Annotated in this window: 14 protein-coding genes; 6 read left to right on the top strand and 8 right to left on the bottom strand. The window is 54.9% G+C overall.

What is annotated here, in order from left to right:
* Positions 1 to 3 precede the first annotated feature (3 nt).
* From GBCGDNIH1_RS13560 to GBCGDNIH1_RS13540, 5 genes are all read right to left on the bottom strand, one after another.
* Positions 4 to 852, bottom strand: a complete 849-nt coding sequence (locus GBCGDNIH1_RS13560; RefSeq protein ID WP_011630946.1) for a CDP-alcohol phosphatidyltransferase family protein — start codon at positions 850 to 852, stop codon at positions 4 to 6.
* 47 nt (positions 853 to 899) lie between these two features.
* Complete coding sequence (locus tag GBCGDNIH1_RS13555) at positions 900 to 1,616, bottom strand: NTP transferase domain-containing protein (protein ID WP_011630945.1); 717 nt, start codon at positions 1,614 to 1,616, stop codon at positions 900 to 902.
* Positions 1,613 to 2,755, bottom strand: a complete 1,143-nt coding sequence (locus GBCGDNIH1_RS13550; RefSeq protein ID WP_043452607.1) for an inositol-3-phosphate synthase — start codon at positions 2,753 to 2,755, stop codon at positions 1,613 to 1,615. Before GBCGDNIH1_RS13550 ends, GBCGDNIH1_RS13555 begins: the two co-directional genes overlap by 4 nt.
* 210 nt (positions 2,756 to 2,965) lie before the next feature.
* Complete coding sequence (locus GBCGDNIH1_RS13545; RefSeq protein ID WP_011630943.1) at positions 2,966 to 4,120, bottom strand: hypothetical protein; 1,155 nt, start codon at positions 4,118 to 4,120, stop codon at positions 2,966 to 2,968.
* Positions 4,117 to 4,836 (bottom strand): sterol desaturase family protein, encoded by a 720-nt coding sequence (locus tag GBCGDNIH1_RS13540; RefSeq protein WP_050748504.1) that lies wholly within the window; start codon positions 4,834 to 4,836, stop codon positions 4,117 to 4,119. Before GBCGDNIH1_RS13540 ends, GBCGDNIH1_RS13545 begins: the two co-directional genes overlap by 4 nt.
* 534 nt (positions 4,837 to 5,370) lie before the next feature.
* Here GBCGDNIH1_RS13540 and GBCGDNIH1_RS13535 point away from each other — a divergent pair.
* From GBCGDNIH1_RS13535 to GBCGDNIH1_RS13515, 5 genes are all read left to right on the top strand, one after another.
* Entirely contained in the window at positions 5,371 to 6,357 is a 987-nt protein-coding gene (locus GBCGDNIH1_RS13535; protein WP_011630941.1) for a hypothetical protein, read from the top strand.
* Between the two features lie 10 nt (positions 6,358 to 6,367).
* Positions 6,368 to 7,390: a lysylphosphatidylglycerol synthase domain-containing protein gene (locus GBCGDNIH1_RS13530; protein ID WP_011630940.1), complete on the top strand. Its 1,023-nt coding sequence runs from the start codon at positions 6,368 to 6,370 to the stop codon at positions 7,388 to 7,390.
* A 445-nt stretch (positions 7,391 to 7,835) separates the two neighbouring features.
* Complete coding sequence (locus GBCGDNIH1_RS13525; protein ID WP_011630939.1) at positions 7,836 to 11,018, top strand: efflux RND transporter permease subunit; 3,183 nt, start codon at positions 7,836 to 7,838, stop codon at positions 11,016 to 11,018.
* Complete coding sequence (locus tag GBCGDNIH1_RS13520; RefSeq protein ID WP_011630938.1) at positions 11,018 to 12,214, top strand: efflux RND transporter periplasmic adaptor subunit; 1,197 nt, start codon at positions 11,018 to 11,020, stop codon at positions 12,212 to 12,214. Before GBCGDNIH1_RS13525 ends, GBCGDNIH1_RS13520 begins: the two co-directional genes overlap by 1 nt.
* Positions 12,211 to 13,809, top strand: coding sequence for an efflux transporter outer membrane subunit (locus GBCGDNIH1_RS13515; RefSeq protein WP_011630937.1), 1,599 nt, complete (start codon positions 12,211 to 12,213; stop codon positions 13,807 to 13,809). The genes GBCGDNIH1_RS13520 and GBCGDNIH1_RS13515 overlap by 4 nt, the downstream gene beginning before the upstream one ends.
* A 77-nt stretch (positions 13,810 to 13,886) precedes the next feature.
* Here GBCGDNIH1_RS13515 and GBCGDNIH1_RS13510 read toward each other — a convergent pair whose 3' ends face one another.
* The 3 genes from GBCGDNIH1_RS13510 to pdxH all read right to left on the bottom strand — a co-directional run bounded on the left by GBCGDNIH1_RS13510 (position 13,887) and on the right by pdxH (position 16,638).
* Positions 13,887 to 15,491 (bottom strand): glycosyltransferase, encoded by a 1,605-nt coding sequence (locus GBCGDNIH1_RS13510; protein ID WP_011630936.1) that lies wholly within the window; start codon positions 15,489 to 15,491, stop codon positions 13,887 to 13,889.
* A 28-nt stretch (positions 15,492 to 15,519) separates the two neighbouring features.
* Positions 15,520 to 15,852 carry a hypothetical protein gene (locus GBCGDNIH1_RS13505; RefSeq protein ID WP_025285802.1) on the bottom strand — a complete coding sequence of 111 codons (333 nt, stop codon included), beginning with the start codon at positions 15,850 to 15,852 and terminating at the stop codon, positions 15,520 to 15,522.
* 144 nt (positions 15,853 to 15,996) lie between these two features.
* The gene (pdxH, locus tag GBCGDNIH1_RS13500) at positions 15,997 to 16,638 is read right to left on the bottom strand and encodes a pyridoxamine 5'-phosphate oxidase (RefSeq protein WP_011630934.1); all 642 of its coding nucleotides are present in this window, start codon (positions 16,636 to 16,638) and stop codon (positions 15,997 to 15,999) included.
* 221 nt (positions 16,639 to 16,859) lie between these two features.
* On the opposite strand from pdxH, the gene fabI reads away from it, so the two are divergent.
* Positions 16,860 to 17,693 carry an enoyl-ACP reductase FabI gene (fabI, locus tag GBCGDNIH1_RS13495; protein WP_011630933.1) on the top strand — a complete coding sequence of 278 codons (834 nt, stop codon included), beginning with the start codon at positions 16,860 to 16,862 and terminating at the stop codon, positions 17,691 to 17,693.
* Positions 17,694 to 17,710: the final 17 nt, after the last annotated feature.

Genomic DNA, 17,710 nt, shown 5'->3' with positions numbered 1-17,710 from the left:
CTGTCAGGCTGACAGGCTGGAAGAACGGATCATCTCCACGAACGCGGCGCGACGACGACGCTGGGCACGCAGCATCATTGCACAGACCATGCTGAAGCCGATGATCTCCATCAAAAAATAGCCTGCTGGCAGGCCAATCAGACAGAATATAAACAGGCTGATTGTCCGCCAGTTGGCCGACATTACACCCCAGCGGCGTACAGGGGCTGCAAAAATCTCCTGATAGCGGGACTGCAAAAGTGAAGCCTGCGCGGGATCGCAACTTATGGCATCTGCCATAACCCGATCCAGTGCCACGATATCCCCCGCCACCATTAATTGCAGACGCAGATAGGCTGCATATAACCAACCAGCCTCTGACGAAGACATCGTGAAGCGTTTATGGAGCAAACCTTTGCCCCACGCATCATAATCCTGCCGCTGTGCCTCATACGATGCCGCCTGCACGGCATGGGCAATGCCAGCCAGCGCAATCAGCCCCCATATCCAGCCGCCATAAAGCGGTGCCAGCACGTAACCGATCCCGACATAAACTGCGATAAACGTGATATAATCGCAGATTCCATCCAGTAATTTTCCAAGTGCGGACTGTTTCGAGGTCAGGCGAGCAAGCTGCCCGTCTACTCCGTCCAGGATATGCCATGCCCCCATCAGCAAAAAACCACAGATGATGAAAGGCAGGCGCGGATACTGCGCATACGCAAAACCGGCAGTCACACCGCAGATCATGCCACTGAGCGAAACAACATTCGGATGGATGCCAAGGCGCGCACAAATCGGCACCAGTCTTGCGGAAAGAGGATGCACGATCCAACGATTGGTGGCTTCCTCGATCTCGGTCGTCCGGCGCACTGGCTCAGCCTGTGTGTGCGCATAAATCGAGGGGGGTGGTATGGCGTTCAGAGCCGCCCCTCCGCCAGTAACTGTTCCGCCTTTCCGAAAGCCAGCGGGTCATCGACATCAACCCAGACCCGGTCGCCTATATCAAAGACATGCGCCCGGCCCCAGCCGGCCAGAACGTTCATCGCCCCCGAAATACTGTCATCCCCCGCGGCCTGACTTTCTTCCAGCGCAGCGAACATGACCGGTGTACACAGGAAAACGCCTGTATCGTAGGCATTATACGTGCGGATCACCTTGCCGATATGGATGATGCGGCCATCCTCGACCTGAACCCTCGTCACATCGTCGGGATCGTTGAGCGGGCTGTCCAGATTGTAATCGACCGCCAGCGTCACCGTATCCTCCGGCGTGCCATGCGCGATCAGGGCACGGATCAGAGCCGGATCTACCAAATGATCGCACATCACCAACAGAAACGGCTCATCCAGAAACTGCCGGGCCATGGTTACGGAATAACCATTGGCCCGATCCCACTGACGATTGATCACATGCGTGATGCGAACGGTTTCCCGTGCTGCATAGCTGTTAAGGAATGCTCTCAGCTCATCCCCACGATAGCCGCTGACAACAAAAAATTCATCAACGCCCGCCTGCATGGCGCGAGTCATCACAGATTCAATCAGCGGAACTCCGCGAAGCGGGATGAGCGGTTTCAATGCCCCCTTCGCACGCAGTCTAACGCCTTGACCAGCCGCAACAATCAGGCATTTCATGCGACGACAGAGACCTTCACCTTTGCCTTCGCCCCTGCGTAATCCAGAATGAACTGCTCGGTCGCCTGGAAGGCTTCGTCATCGGTCAACTGCACGGGCGGATGTTTGCAGAAATAGGCGCTCGGCCCTTCCAGAACGCCGCCAACCCCGGCGTCCAGCGCCAGCTTGCAGCAGCGGATCATATCGATCACCACACCGGCCGAATTGGGAGAATCCTCGACCGACAAACGCATTTCCAGATTCATCGGCACATCCCCGAACAGATGGCCTTCCATACGGATGAAGCAGACCTTGTTGTCATTCTGCCAGGGCACATAATCGCTCGGGCCAACATGGATGTCGGTATCCTCCATACGCTTCTTGGCCACGGCCTGCACGGCTTCGGTTTTCGATTTCTTCTTCGAGACCAGACGATCCTGATTTTTCATGTTCAGGAAGTCAGTATTGCCGCCGGTATTGAGCTGATACGTCCTCAGCAGCTTGACCCCACGCTTGGCAAACAGATCGGTCAACACACGATGGGAAATCGTGGCTCCCAGCTGGGATTTGATGTCATCGCCGATGATCGGGAGGTTTGCAGCCTTGAAACGCGCCGCGAAAACCGGGTCAGAGGCGATAAAAACCGGCATGTTGTTGATGAAGCCGATCCCGGCCTCCAGCGCGCATTCGGCATAGAACCGTGCCGCCTGCTCCGACCCCACCGGCATGTAGTTGAGCAGCACCTCCGCCCCGCTGCGACGCAGTTCCGCGATAATCTCAGCCTTGCTCAGTTCAGGGACATCGGCGCGCAGGAACGTCCTGTCATCCGCATAATGGGCCATGTGGTCGGAGATTCCATCCAGCACCTGTCCCATCTGCACGATCACGCCGCTATCCGGAATGTCTGCCTGGAAAATGGTGGTACAGTTCGGCTTGGCAAAAATCGCCCGGCTGACATCCTGTCCAACCTTGCGCGCATCAATGTCGAACGCCGCAACGACGTGGATATCACAGGGACGAAACCCGCCGATCTCGGTATGCATCAGGCCGGCAACACCCTGCTCACAACGCTCAGGCGTGTAATAATACAGCCCCTGAATCAGCGCACTGGCACAATTGCCTATCCCTGCGACCGCAATGCGGATGGATTTTTCGGACATAATCGTAAATTCCCTGTTCACGGCTGCAAGTGTAGGAGAAATTGATATGTCCACCCGGCTTGCAGAATTTTAGGCAACCAAGACGGCAACAATACTTCCATCCTATGACCGGATTTATCATGCTGGAAAGCATCGTGGCCTAAAAATATTCTTTAAGTGGCCTGCCGCAGAATTTTCAAAACCCACCTGCTGGCATGCGACATTGTCCGCTTACTCCTCCATAAGCGATTTTCGATAGACACGATAGGTCTTGTAGATCCTGCCGCCCAGTGCTTCGTTCATACGCCGCATGGGATCATTATTTTCCAGAACCCATGAAAGCTCAACCGAACACATTCCCAATTTCGCGGTTTCCCGGCGCACCGCATCAACCAGCAGAAAAGGGATCAGACTGCCCAGCAACCCATGACTGAAGCTGCGCCTGATCCCCATCAAGGGCACACGGGCAGTTTTGACACCGCGTATTTTCAGACGCCACAGCAATCTGACAAGGCCAAAAGGCCATAATTTTCCGCGAAGATCGCGGATTGCCTCGTTCAGATTCGGCAGAGCCACGATAAAAGCAATGGGTTTGCCTTCATACTCTGCAAACCATATCATTTTGGCATGCAGCAGCAGTTTGAGTTGCTGCGCCATGGCATCGGTCTCATCCTCGGTCAGGGGCACGAACCCCCAGTTATCCGACCATGCATCATTGAAGATCGCCGTGATCGAGGCCACTTCCTCCCTGTAACGCGACCAGTCGAGATGCCTGATCGACAGACCCTGTGGCAAAGGCCGGTTCAGCATCCTGCCGGCAAAAGGCGGCAAAGGGGCTGCCGTGTCATAGAGATAAGCCAGCAGATCCCGGGCCTTTTCATAGCCCTGTTCTTCCAGCCTTGATCCCACATAAGGCTGGTCATGGCCCATCATCAGCATGGGCGGCGTCTCAAAACCATCGACCAGAACACCCGCGGTTTCATTGATCGACAGATTGAACGGTCCCTGTATCTCCCGGACACCGCGTTGCCGGTGCCATGCTTCCACCGTTCTGAGCAAAGCTGCAAAAATAGCTGTATCATCTTCGGCAGCCACCATGCCGAAATGCCCAATCCCGTTTGGCTCCAGCGAGTCATGTTGCGCACTGATACGGCCCACATCGCGCCCATGACGGCTGGCCAGCCAGAACGCAGCCTCCGCATGGCGGAAATACGGATTCCGGGACTGCGACAGCAGCGTTTTCTGATCAATCCGGAGTGGCGCAATATAATGGGGATCAGCAGCCGCCAGCCGGTCGGGAAACGCGATGAAACGCTCCCTGTCCGCCTTGCTGCGTACAGGGATAACCTCAATCTCTGAACCCGGATTGATGAAAGGAGAGGTCATACCCGTTTCGCCATCGCCGATGGAGGCGGAGGCCGGTCACGCGGGGGAGCGCCCGTGGCTTGCATCACCCATGGATAGCGGTGTGCCTCCTGCATATCATAACCCAGATTGAACACATGCGGGCTGCGTGGCCGGGCCCGGGTATCCCGGTAATAAGTGCCCGCCAGAATATCCGGCAGAAAGTTGATGATGCCGTAATTGCCGCTTTCATCGTGGAAATGATGCAGCAGATGTACACGCTTCATGTACTGGAGAATACGTGACTTTGGCTTGTAGTTCAGATGCTGGATGCAGTGAAAGAACTCGTAGACACATGTCATCATCATCGCCCCGCCCAAAGCCGAGGCGCCGCCTGCGATACCGCCCAACCATGCGCCGACCGGTACCGTGATCACGGCCATGGTCGGAATGGTATTCAGAGGATCACCGAACAGCACTTCCAGCCGATGCGGATCCTGGTGATGATCGAAATGCACCCGCTTCCAGAGCCGGGCTGTCCAACGCATGCGATAGAGCCAACGGCCATGCAGGATAAAGCGATGAATGCCATACCAGACAAAAGGATAGATCAGGATCGCCGCCATCACGCTCAGCAATATGCCGCCAGCGCCTTGATAAAAGATGGCCGCCAGCAGGGCACAGCCTGCCATCAGGGCGAAGTAAAGCTGTATCGCAGGATAGGTTAAATAGGCGACCCATAATTCAGGCAAGGTCATTTTGCCCAGATCATAGCTTCGCCCGCCCCACAGCCTGCCCCATCCCACCGATCCGTCCCCCTTCAATCCCTGCCTGCCCACATCCGGCCGACAGAATGGCCATCAGCACAACATGCCCTGTTCGCCGAGCAATGCGTTGGCGCTCCATTGCTCTGACCGAGCGGTCAGCAGACAGGTAATAAGCTGTGTCCCTTTCAGATGACAGTCTCGGGTCAATGCATTCTGCGCATATGACATAAGCCTGTCACATGCACCAAAACAGGTTTGACGTACACCAGCCACCAAGTATCCGGACGCAGAAGGTGGAGGAGCAGATGCCCCTGAAAACCCGGGAATGTTCACTCTCGATACCATCTGGCCATACCATCTGCTTCGATAGCGGGGCCGTTTCAGAATCGGTGCTATGGATTTGGCCTCCCGGCCGTACTCCTGTTAATAGTCAGGACATCATGTGCATGATGCGCCCGTAACGGGCGCCTGCCTTTCCCGCCCCCATCCGCGGATAACGTCCGGCGTCAGGAGTCTCTCGCCCGCATGTCCCTTTCCGATCTTTCTCCTCCGCCCAGCGGTCTCAAGCTTGCCAAAGGGGGCGTAGACGATGCCGGGATCATCGCTGCTGCCGATCAGGCTGCCCGGCATTGGGTCAGCCCCTTCAAGGGAAAGCTCACCCCCGGTTCTGAAGCCCATAAACAGGCAACGCTGCGCATGTTTCTGGAGACCTTCAACCCCTACAAACCAACCATCATCGACTGGCCGAAGCTGAGCGATGAGGAACGGGACAGGCTGACCAGCCTGCCGATCTGGGACATCGCCGTTCAGACGGAGGGCAAGGCGCGCATCCGCATGATATCCTATGCCGAGAGCCTCCATGATCCGGCCTGGCGGGAAGCCATCGCCCTGAACGGCTGGGAGGAAGGCCGGCACAAGGTCGTGCTGTCCAACCTGGTGCAGGCATACGGTATCGTGCTGGAGCCGGAGCCGCCCTACCCCCCGCCGAAACATACGGAATGGGCCTATCTGGTCACCGGTTTCAGTGAATGCATCGACAGCTTCTTCGCGTTCGGTCTGTTCGCGGTCGCCCAGCGATCCGGCTTCTTCCCGCCCGAGCTGGTCGATACGTTCGAGCCGGTCATGCAGGAGGAATGCAGACATATCCTGCTGTTCGCCAACTGGTTGGCGGCACATCGCCGTAACCTGCCCATCTGGCGCCGGATATGGTTTGAAATGCAGGTGGCTGCCGTGTGGGTGTTCCTGGGCTGGGAGCGGATCGGACTGGCGCGCGGCATGGATGGTGACGGGAAAGCCAGCAAAGCACAGGATAATAATTTCACCGTCACCGGCACCAAAGCCGTCAGCGACGTCGATGTCAGCGTGCGGGAGCTGATGGAGCTGTGCCTGTCCGAAAATGACCGCCGCTTTGCCGGTTATGACCAGCGCCTGCGCCGCCCCACCACCATGCCAACCCTGACCCGGCTGGCCTGCCGCTTCATACGCAAACCAAAGCAGAAAGCAGCGGCTTAGCCGGACCGCCATGAACATCCCCGTCCTTCTCGGCCTGCTGGCAGGGCTTGCCATCGTTACCCTGCTGGTACTGGAGCAGAATGCAGGCGCGGTCTGGCACAGCCTGACTGCCATCGGCTGGGAAGGCTTCAGCATCATCGTCCTTTATCATCTGAACCTGATCGGTCTGATGGGCCTTGCATGGTGGATGCTGGGGCGGAACAAAGGACGGCCATGGTGGTTCACATGGGGGCGCCTGATCCGCGATTCAGCCGCCGAAACCCTGCCCCTGTCACAGCTGGGCGGCTACGTGCTGGGCGGACGGGCCGCAACACTGGCCGGTATTCCCGGGGCTTTTGCCGCGGCATCCACCGTCGTCGATGTCACGACAGAACTGGTCGCACAGCTGGTCTACACCCTGATCGGCCTCACCCTGCTGTCATGGAACCGCCCCGATAGCGGGCTGGTTACGCCCTTGCTCTACGCCGTATCGGGCATGGGCGTACTGGTATCCCTGTTCATTATTCTGCAAGCCAGAGGATTAAAGGGCACCGATCGGCTCGGGGCATCCCTCTCCCGCCATCTGCTGGGGCAGGCACTGGCCCGCTCCGCCATGGTGCAGGATGATATACGCCGGATTTATGCCACACCTTCCAGCCTGTTTCTGGCCGGAGCACTGCATCTTTTGTGCTGGATCATCAGCGGGCTGGAAACATGGCTGACCATCCGCCTGCTCGGCATTAATCTGCCCGTTACCAGCGCCATTGCCATCGACAGTCTGCTCTATGGCATACGAAGCGTTGCCTTCATGATCCCGAACGCAATTGGCGTGCAGGAGGGTGGCCTGATCTTTTTGGGCGGCCTTTTCGGCCTCGGCGGAGAAGCCGCCCTTGCCATATCGCTGATCAAACGCGGGCGTGATCTGGCCATCGGTATTCCCGCCCTGCTGCTATGGCAATGGGCTGAAGGCCGACGCGCCTTGCTCCAGCGTAACCACCTTCCCCCCGATCAAGGCGCCCCTCCGACCATTCGATCTGCAAAAGACTTGCATTAAGACGATAATCGTTCTGATATCGCGTCGATGATTCTATAGAAGCTCACCAATAGCGTATCGTACATTCAAGTAAACAATTTGCCCTTTCTTAGGTATTTATTCTTATCAAAAAACAAATCATCCTCAATTATAATGACAGTAAAAATAACTTTTGTTCATTGCTTGCGAAGGCAATCTTAAACACGATTTTAGTTACTCATTTGATTACTTTTATGCAGAACTCCATGCGAGCTAAGGAAAAATAACATGCACTGCCTGCAACTATTAATGTCTTGTCATCTGCCTGCCTTGACTTCTCTGCGGAATCATCGCCCCTTTGGCTCTCAGGATAGAAAATTTCACGAGAGCAAAACAGATACAGCCGGACGTATTCCGGCATAAAGGCAACCGACCGACTCTACGTGAGGAAAGCTTCCCACTATGAACGACCGCCGGGATTAGACGAATGAACGCACTCGTTCTTGTTGCTCTTAAACGACCATATACTTTCGTTGTTTTGTCGATTGCCATTGTTTTCTTTGGTATTCTGTCCATCCTCAAAACACCCACCGACGTATTTCCGACCATCCGTATCCCGGTTATCGCCGTCGTATGGACGTATGGGGGCCTGCTCCCTGATGAAGTTGCAGGCCGAATTATCTATAATTTCGAGCAGGGCGTTACCTCGACCGTCGAGGGAATCGAGCATATGCAGTCCGATTCCTACTACGGTCGCGCGGTTGTTAATATTTTCTTCCAGCCCGGAACCGAAATCGGCTCTGCTGAAGCAGACGTGGTCGCTATTTCCCAAACCGTGCTGATACAGCTGCCGGAACATACACCAGCGCCGATGATCATGAAACTGGAAGCCTCCTCGGTTCCGGTGATCACGCTGAAACTGACATCCGACAATATGACGCCCTCGGATCTGTTCAAACTGGCGCAGATCCGTATCCGCCCCATGCTGGTGACCGTTCCAGGCGCAATCGTCCCCCACCCTTACGGTGGTATGGACAGCTTCGTCATGATCAGCCTGAATCAGGAGCAGTTACAGGCGCACCATATCTCGGCCATGGACGTGCAAAAGGTTCTGGATACCCAAAACGTCGTGCGTCCGGCGGGTGACCAGAAAATAGGCCCGACAGACTGGATGGTGCAGACCAACGCAACCCCCAGAACGGTCGAGGAAATCGCCAATATCCCGGTTAAACGTGTCGGCAACGCGGTCGTTTATATTCACGATCTCGGCGAAGTTTATCGTGGCGGCCATCCACAGACCAATCTCGTCCTGGTGCATGGAAGACAAGCCGTTCTGCTGGTCGTCATGAAAAGCGGTGAAGCCTCAACCCTGGACGTGATCAACGGTGTCCGTGGTCTTCTACCGCGTCTGGAAAAAGTCATCCCCGCCAGCAGCCATATCAGCGTGTTCAGTGATGCCGCCGGTTTCGTGAAAGGCGCCATCACGGACGTGTTGCGGGAAATGACTACCGCAGCGGCACTGACCGGTTTCGTGGTCATCATGTTCCTTGGCTCATGGCGTCCTACGGTCATCATCGCGACCTCTATTCCGCTAGCCATTCTCTGCTCCCTGATCGGACTTGGCTGGCTCGGTCAAACCATCAACGTGATGACGCTTGGTGGTTTGGCGCTGGCGGTCGGCATCCTGGTGGACGACGCCACCGTGATGATCGAAAATATCGATACCCATCTTGAAATGGGGAAAGATCTGGAAACAGCTATTGTCGATGCTGCCAACCAGATCGTAATCCCTACCTTCGTCTCTACAACCTGTATCTGCATCGTCTGGCTACCCCTGTTTGCCCTCAGCGGCGTGGCAGGCTGGCTGTTCATGCCGATGGCTGAAGCCATCATTCTGGCTATGGCGGCCTCGTTCATCCTGTCCCGAACACTGGTGCCAACCATGGCAAAGTATCTGCTGGCCGGGCATGGACATCAGGGAAGTCATGGCCATGAAGAAGGCCATGGTCATGCCCATCCGCCCAAACCACCGGGTTTCTTTACCCGCTTCCAGAAAGGCTTCGAGAAAGGGTTCAGCTCTTTCCGGGAAGGATATGGACGATTTCTGGAAGTCGCTATCCGGCGGCGGGGAACAGTCGTTCTCTCTATGCTGGCGTTTTCTGTCGCCTCGCTCGGGCTGTTCGGAATTATGGGCCGAGACTTCTTTCCGGAAGTAAAAGCCGGTCAGTTGCAGATGCATATGCGTGCACCGCTTGGCACACGTATCGAGGTCGCCGGACGCATCGCCGCACTGGTCATCGACCGGATGCATGAACTGCTGCCCGGCCAGGTTGCAGATGCCGTCGCCAACTGTGGTATGGCTGAAGCACCGCATAACCAGGCCTTTATTCCGACCCCCACCATCGGCACTCAGGATTGTGACTTCACAGTCATGCTGAACAATCCTGAATCTCCGGTCTGGGATTATCGCAGACTCCTGCGCAAGGAACTGTCCGCCAGTTTCCCCGGCACGGTCTTTACCTTCCAACCTGCCGAACTGACAGCAAAAATCCTGAACTTTGGTTCTCCTTCTCCGATCGACCTGAAAGTGCAGGGACCGGAACTGGCAAAGAGCTATGAGTACGCCCGAATGCTCGTGAACAAACTCCGTCGCATTCCAGGCGCATCAGATGTGGTTTTGCAGCAGACCATGCGGAATCCTACGCTCTTCGTTCGGAATGACCGAACCTTCGGTAGCGAGACCGATATTACCGCTGGCGATCTTGCCGACAGTGAACTGATGACACTGTCCGGCAGCTCGACGGTCGATCCTCAATACTGGTTCGATCCACATTGGGGTGTCACCTTCACCCTCAACACCTATGTTCCACAGCCGCAGCTGACTCACTTCAACAATCTGCTGACTGTTCCAGTTGGCGGATCGGCAAAAGACCCGCATTCCCAGATCCAGCTGCTGGGTGGCGTCAGCCATGTCGAGCCAATCGGCACGCCCGGAGAAGTGACCCGCTACAACTCGATGCCCAGCTTCGACATCTATGTTTCTACAGAAGGGATCGATCTGGGCACGGTTCTGAAAAATGTTGACAAAATCGTTCAGGAAAATGCCAGCACACTGCCCCGTGGGGCCATTGTGCAGATACAGGGTCAGGCCCCCACAATGCGGGAAGCCTATGCTCAGCTGATCGGTGGCCTGTTCGTCTCGGTTGCCGTGATCTATCTGCTGATCGTGGTCAATTTCCAGTCCTGGATGGACCCGTTCATCATCATCACAGCTTTGCCGGGTGCACTGGCCGGGATTGCATGGAGCCTGTTCCTGACTAAAACCAATATCTCGGTGCCTGCCCTGACAGGAGCGATCATGTGCATGGGCACAGCCACCGCCAACTCTATTCTGGTAGTGTCCTATGCCCGCGAACGCATGGAAATACACGGCAAGGCCCTGACGGCAGCGCTGGAAGCAGGTTACGGGCGTATTCGTCCGGTGATCATGACAGCCAGCGCCATGATCGTGGGTATGATCCCAATGGCAACCAGCAACTCCGAAAATGCTCCGTTGGGTAAAGCCGTGATTGGCGGCCTGATCATGGCCACGATCTCCACCCTTGTGTTTGTCCCCTGCATTTACGCGATTGTTTATAGCCGGCGTTCTGCTTCCAAAGGAGCGGCATAATGAAAATCAGACTTCCCTACGTCATTGTCCTGCTTGGCGGCTGTGCGCTTGGTGTCTATGCGTTCACCCTGTTCAAGGAACAACTGACCAAGGTCTCATCCCTGAAGGATGAGACCGATTATAACGCAGTTCCCGATGTCACAGTGGTCAAGCCGAAACTGGCATCAAACCAGAAAAAACTGACGCTGCCCGGCACTCTGGACGCATGGTATCAGGCCAAGATCTATCCGCAGGCCACCGGCTATGTGAAAATGTGGTACAAGGATTATGGCGCCGTCGTCAAAGCGGGCGATGTGCTGGCCGAGATCAATACCCCCATGCTGGATGCCGAATATAATCAGGCAAAGGCTGATTACGAAGCCAAGGTGGCCAAATACAATCTGGCCAAGATCAGCGCAGAGCGCTGGCACAATATGAAGAAGGCCAATGCCGTCTCCGGCCAGTCCGTCTCGGTTGCTGATGCCAATCTGCAATCCGGTTACGCGGAAATGCAGGCATCCGCACATACTGTTGCCAAGTATGAAGCACTGGAACGGTTCAAGACCATCGTGGCACCGTTTGATGGCATTGTGACCTCCCGTAACATCAATGTCGGCGACTACGTCCGCTCCGGCACCGGTGAACATGGTGAAGAAGACGAAGCGACACAGATGTTCACTGTCTCAGACATGCACAAGATGCGTCTGTTCGTGTCCGTGCCACAGAACTTCGCCGCCATTCTTCAACCTGGCATGACAGCGAACATCACCCTGCCTCAGGATCCGGGCAAGGTATATAAGGCTGACTTCCTGACAATCGCCCGCAGCTTCAATTCCGACACCAGAACGGCGATTACGGAATTCGTACTGGATAATCCTGATCATGCGCTATGGCCGGGTACTTTCGCCTCTGTGAATTTTACAGCTCCCGTGCCTTACAAAAGCTTCGAGATTCCTACGGCAACCCTGGTCTTCCAGGAGCCAGGGCTACAAATTGCGGTGATCGACAAGAACAATCATGTTCATTTCAAAGACATCAAAGTCGGCACGATGGCGGATACATCGACAACCGTGACCGAAGGCGTGAAAGAAGACGATGTGCTGGTCAAAAATCCTCCCTCCGATCTGCTGGAAGGACAGACAGTTCGGATTACCAAGCCTATGAACGGATATGAGGGCAATAACTCCCCGGCGGATGAAGAGGTTTCCGAAGAATGATGCCCTCTCTCCAGACATTGCAGAAGGGACTTCGGTCCCTTCTGAAGGCAAGTAGCGCCTTTATTTGTTCCGGGATCGTCGCGGGCTGTAATCTCGCACCGGATTATAAAGTGCCGAATTTCATCGTTCCGGCTTCCTGGCACGGTCAAGGGCCGTTCAGGGAAGCCACACCAGCCGATACGCAAATTCCACAGAAATGGTGGGTTCTGTTCCAGGATCCAACCTTGAATGATCTGGAGGAGCGCGCCGTCGTCAACAATGCCGATCTTCAGGCGGCAGCCGAACGATTCCTGCAGGCGCGCTCGATGATCATGAAAGTGCGGTCAGAGCTTCTGCCGCATGTCGGGATTCAGGCCGGTGCCTCTAATAACAGACAATCGGCTGACAGCCTGTTCTATGCACCAGGCAGCGCACTCAACCAGAGCGACACGTTCTATGGAGCGGTGGCATCATGGGAACCTGACTTCTGGTCCAGAATCCGCAACCGTATTCGTGCCACAGAAGACTTCGTGCAGCAGCGTGCCGCGGACTATGCCGGGGCAAGACTGAGCATGGAAGCCGAACTGGCGTCAGAATACATTATGCTGCGCGGACTGGACGCGCAGGAAGAAATTCTGAATCAGGCAATCGCCTATTATAATAAAGCGATTGAAGTTACAGGTGCCCAGGTCAGCAATCAGGCAGCGCCACCGCTGGATCTGATCCGTGCCAAAAATCGTCTCTATGTCACGCAGGCTCAGGAACTTGATATTCGTGCAGAGCGGCAAGTGGTGGAACATGCGATCGCAATTCTGACCAATGCCTCACCCAGCACGTTCCACATTCCTGCCAAAGATCATTTTGACTTTCCGAATGTGAATGTGCCGGTCAGCGTACCGTCTGTGCTGTTACAGCGTCGCCCGGATATTGCTTCCTCGGAACGCAAAATGGCTGAAGCCAATCGCATGATCGGTGTGGCGAGGGCTGCCTTCTACCCGGATGTATCCCTGGCGGCCAATGGTGGCTTTGATGCCAGCGGTTTCAATCTTGGGACGCTGCAAAACAGCCTGTGGTCCTATGGTGCAGCCGTGAACATCCCGATTTTCGAAGGTGGCCTGCGGCGGGCCGAGCTGCAAAACTCATGGTCCGTCTATCGCGAAACACGGGATGATTATCGTTCCAAGGTGCTGTCTGCGTTCAAGGAAGTGGAAGACGGTCTTTCCAAAACCACCCTCTACAAACAGGAAGTCGTCAAACTGGAAGAAGCTGTCAAGACAGCTTCACAGATGCAGGCGATCACCATGACACTGTATACGGGTGGTCTATCCAATTATCTGGATGCGATCATCGCCCAGGAAGCAAAGCTTGATGCGCTGATGTCCAAAGTGCAGGTGCATGTGAAGTATGAAAAATCAGTGGTGGAACTGATCAGATCTGTCGGCGGTGGCTGGAGCACGAGCCAGATTCCGCCTAAAGACCAGCTCCAGTCCTTCGATGTTTTCCAATATGACGGGCTGCGTCATCCCAAGGATATTGGCGGCATTCCGGTGGAAGCAAATCCAGAAAAATTTGAAAACCTGACGGCGCCTTATATGCCTTCAGCAAATACACACTGAACAATAAAATCCGCCCGGCCATAAGGTCGGGCGGATTGATATAAATGAACAGAATTTTTATTCTACCAGCAATCTATTTACAGATCATTCTCTTGCAAACCGGCAGACACAAAAGCCGCTTTTATTAAAGCATCGATTCGATCACGCGAGCAGTTTTTCTGAATGTAAGAAAGACAGCGCTCTGAAATTTTAGTGTAAAGTTCGGGATCATTGTGCAGATCGAGTATCACCTTGACGAGGCTTTGCGTATCCCCTGCCAACAGGGCATTCATGGATAATGGCAGGTCCATCCCTTCCGCAGCAATCGGAGTGCAGACGCAGGGAATGCCAGCGGCAAAACTATCGAGAACCTTTCCTTTCAGGCCAGCCCCATAGCGTAAGGGTGCGACTGTCAGCCGCGCAGTCATAAAAACATCCCGAAGATCAGGGACAGGTCCGATAAAATGAACCCGGCCATGGCGTACACCAACCAGATGTTTGGGAAGGCCCGTACCATATATCCGACAATCAATAGTCGGATCGATCGCCCATATCTGTGGCATCACCTCATTGATAAGATACTCTGCGGCATCACGATTGGGCGCATGCTTGTAGTTGCCAATGAAAGCAATGCCCTGGCGCTGGTAAAAGGTAGCGGATACCGGGTCTACATCAACCGCCCACGGAATAACATGAACATTGGCGGCTGGCATATGAGTGCGAAGAAGATCGCGTTCGTAAGAAGAATGCGTGATAACGGTGTCAACCTGCCAGGCTGCTGCCAATTCAGCTTTCTGCGTACGAAAAGCATCCTGCCATAACGGTTCATCCTGTGTCATCTCAGCCTGCCGCATCATGCGTACAGCGTGAAGATCAGCGACCAGATAAACAATGACGGCATGCGGATTCCAGTACCGTATCAACGGAATATATCGTATCGCCATTGAAGTGCGATGGATGTAAACCGCATCGAACTGGCCAACATTTCTACGCAATACATCCTCAATACTGCGAAAAAGTGGCGGTGCATAGAAGTGAACCCCTATACCCGTCAGGAGATCAGGCGCAGCCTCGTATTGTACAGCTGCAAAACTGACTTCCATCCCCAGACGCTGGAGAGATTCAATATGCGATACGATCGCGTTGGAGCCGGCATCACGATTTTTTGCTGGAACCACTTCATCCAAAACAAGCACCCGGCATCCGGTGAAAGGATGAATTTTCTCCACAGGTAAGCGATCCAGAAAATCATCTTCCCGGCAAAGAGAATCCGTTTCAACCATACGCTGGGCAAGCTGCTCTGCCTGATCCAGCAGAAAACCGGCGGCCTGTTCCTGTCCCTCCCTGCTTTCAATACTGCGGAGAAGACCGGACAGGCCGTTTTTGAATTCCTCGTCGAAACAGTTTTCAGCCTCCAGCATATGGGGCGAGTTTTTAAGCTCCTGCCCGCTGGCTTCATCAATCAGGCTGATGACATGTCTTTTGACCGGATCAAGGGCGATGTCCCATTCCAGCTCAAACCCATGATAGCCAGTCCCGATACCGGCCTGCTCAAGATCAGGGCGATAACTGTTGGCAACAATAATGGAAATGAACTCTCCATTGCAGAGACACCGTAATTTTGGCGGCACATGGGGATCATCCGGATTAAAGGCCCAGCCCTTGACCTTCCTTCGGGTCACTGAGTCGACATGGCCGATCATCTTGCTATCCTTCCCACCTGACCCAGACTCAGGCAGTGCCCCCCGGGCTGCGACAAATCAGCAGAATCATATTGCAGATACCGGACGCTGATTCTGGATCGTCAGAGATTACGGCAAGCTTTTTTCCTGATTTCAGATGACCGGCCAACATTTCCACATAGTGTTTGGGAACCACGACAGGGGCATCCCCCTCTTTTGCCAAATACCAGTAACGGTCTTCCTTAAGCATTTCCGGGTTCTGCTCATCAGAATTCTGCAGCAGTATCTTGAACGGCATATCATCAACCCAAGCGGGTGACAGATCCGGACCATCCCCTTCAAGCCGGATACCTTCTCCATCATATAAACTGCCAGTGATCATCAAAAAATCCCTTCAAGTGTAAATTTTATTAATATTACTTGTATTAAAAACACATTCTTTAAAAAAATGCGTGAATATCTCCGGACTATCATGCTCAAGAGTATCATTAAAGCATTTATATTAACTCTGAGGATTAAAGAACGATTAGGGATACAGCTTCTCCTGCCCCCAGTTTTTCCCCTGACGCCTGAACACCAGCCGGTCATGCAGCCGGAACGGCATCTGCTGCCAGAACTCTATCACTGTAGGAGTGACCCGATAGCCAGACCAATAGGCCGGACGGGGAATATCGTCTCCCGGATAGCGCGCCTCTTCCTCCTCCACACGCTTCTGCAATGTCTTGCGATCAGGAAGGGGACGTGACTGATCCGATGCACGTGCACCCAGACGTGAGATGCGAGGGCGCGTATGGAAATAGGACTCTGCTTCCTCCACTGCAACCGGGATGGCCTTGCCCTCGATACGGATCTGCCGCCCCAGAGATTTCCAGTGAAACAGCAGGGCGACCTGCGGATTGGCGGCAATCTCCACTCCTTTCCGGCTTTCCGTATTGGTAAAAAACACGAAGCCGCGCTCTGGATGCTCCGCCGCATCAACACTCCGCAGAAGTACGATACGGGCGGAAGGAACACCAGATGGCGACGCCGTCGCCAGGGTCATGGCATTGGGATCATTCGGCTCGGCCCCTCTGGCGTCCTCCATCCATTGGGAAAAAGCAGCAAAAGGATCGTCAAAAGCCAACTCAGCTGTCTGAAATGGGGATTTTGCGTCACTATCCATGCTCATGAGATCTTTCCTCCCCGCCCATGCCCTTGCCGAAAGCAGCGGCCCTGTGCCACCACCATACGGCGCAGGATCGTACCACACTGTCCTTCCGCCTTGCCCTGCAGTTTCGTCAAGTCCAACCGCCCTGCCCCTATGCCAGACGGTATCAAGATCCGCCTGTTTTTACTAACCATGGCTTCTTTTGCCAGAATTGACCGTCCCATGATGAGGAACCTGACACCATGACACAGAGCGGACCCCGGACTGGAACTTTGATGCAGGGGAAACGCGGTCTTATCATGGGTGTCGCCAATGACCGCTCCATTGCCTGGGCCATCGCGCAAGCCTGTGCCGCACAGGGGGCGCAACTCGCCTTCACCTATCAGGGGGATGCTTTGGCCAAGCGGGTCATTCCGCTTGCGGAAAGTGTTGGCAGCTCTCTGATCGTTCCATGTGATGTTGGTGATGATGCCTCGATGGATCAGGCGTTTGACCAGGTTTCCGATCATTTCGGCGGCAAACTGGATTTCCTGGTCCATGCTATTGGCTGGGCGGACAAGAATTTTCTGCGCGGCCGGTACCTGGATATTCCGCGCGATGCATTTCTGCAGGCGCTGGACATCTCATGCTACAGCTTCACCGCTGTCTGTCGCCGTGCGGCAGAGCTGATGGGCGATGGTGGCTCCATGCTGACGCTGAGCTATCTGGGGGCGGAGCGCTGGATGCCGCATTATAACGTCATGGGCGTGGCCAAGGCAGCACTGGAAGCCAGCGTGCGTTACATGGCCGCCGATCTGGGCGGGAATGGCATCCGGGTGAACAGCCTGTCTGCCGGGCCGATCAAAACACTGGCCGCCAGTGGAATCGGCGATTTCCGCTATATCCTGCGCTGGAACGAACTGAACGCGCCGATGGCCCGCAATGTTACTCTGGCCGAAGTCGGCAGTGCCGGTCTGTATCTGGTATCTGATCTCAGCAGCGGCGTGACAGGGGAAAACCACCATGTCGATTGCGGTTATCACATTGTCGGCATGAAAAATCCTCTCGCCCCCGACATTGCGGTGGTTTCAGACTGAAAGCCTCACGGTCAGCC

This window comes from Granulibacter bethesdensis CGDNIH1, from assembly GCF_000014285.2.
Classification (GTDB): Bacteria; Pseudomonadota; Alphaproteobacteria; order Acetobacterales; family Acetobacteraceae; genus Granulibacter; species Granulibacter bethesdensis.
The sequence above is the reverse complement of the archived record's forward strand: the minus strand, read 5'-3'. Positions and strand labels throughout refer to the sequence as shown.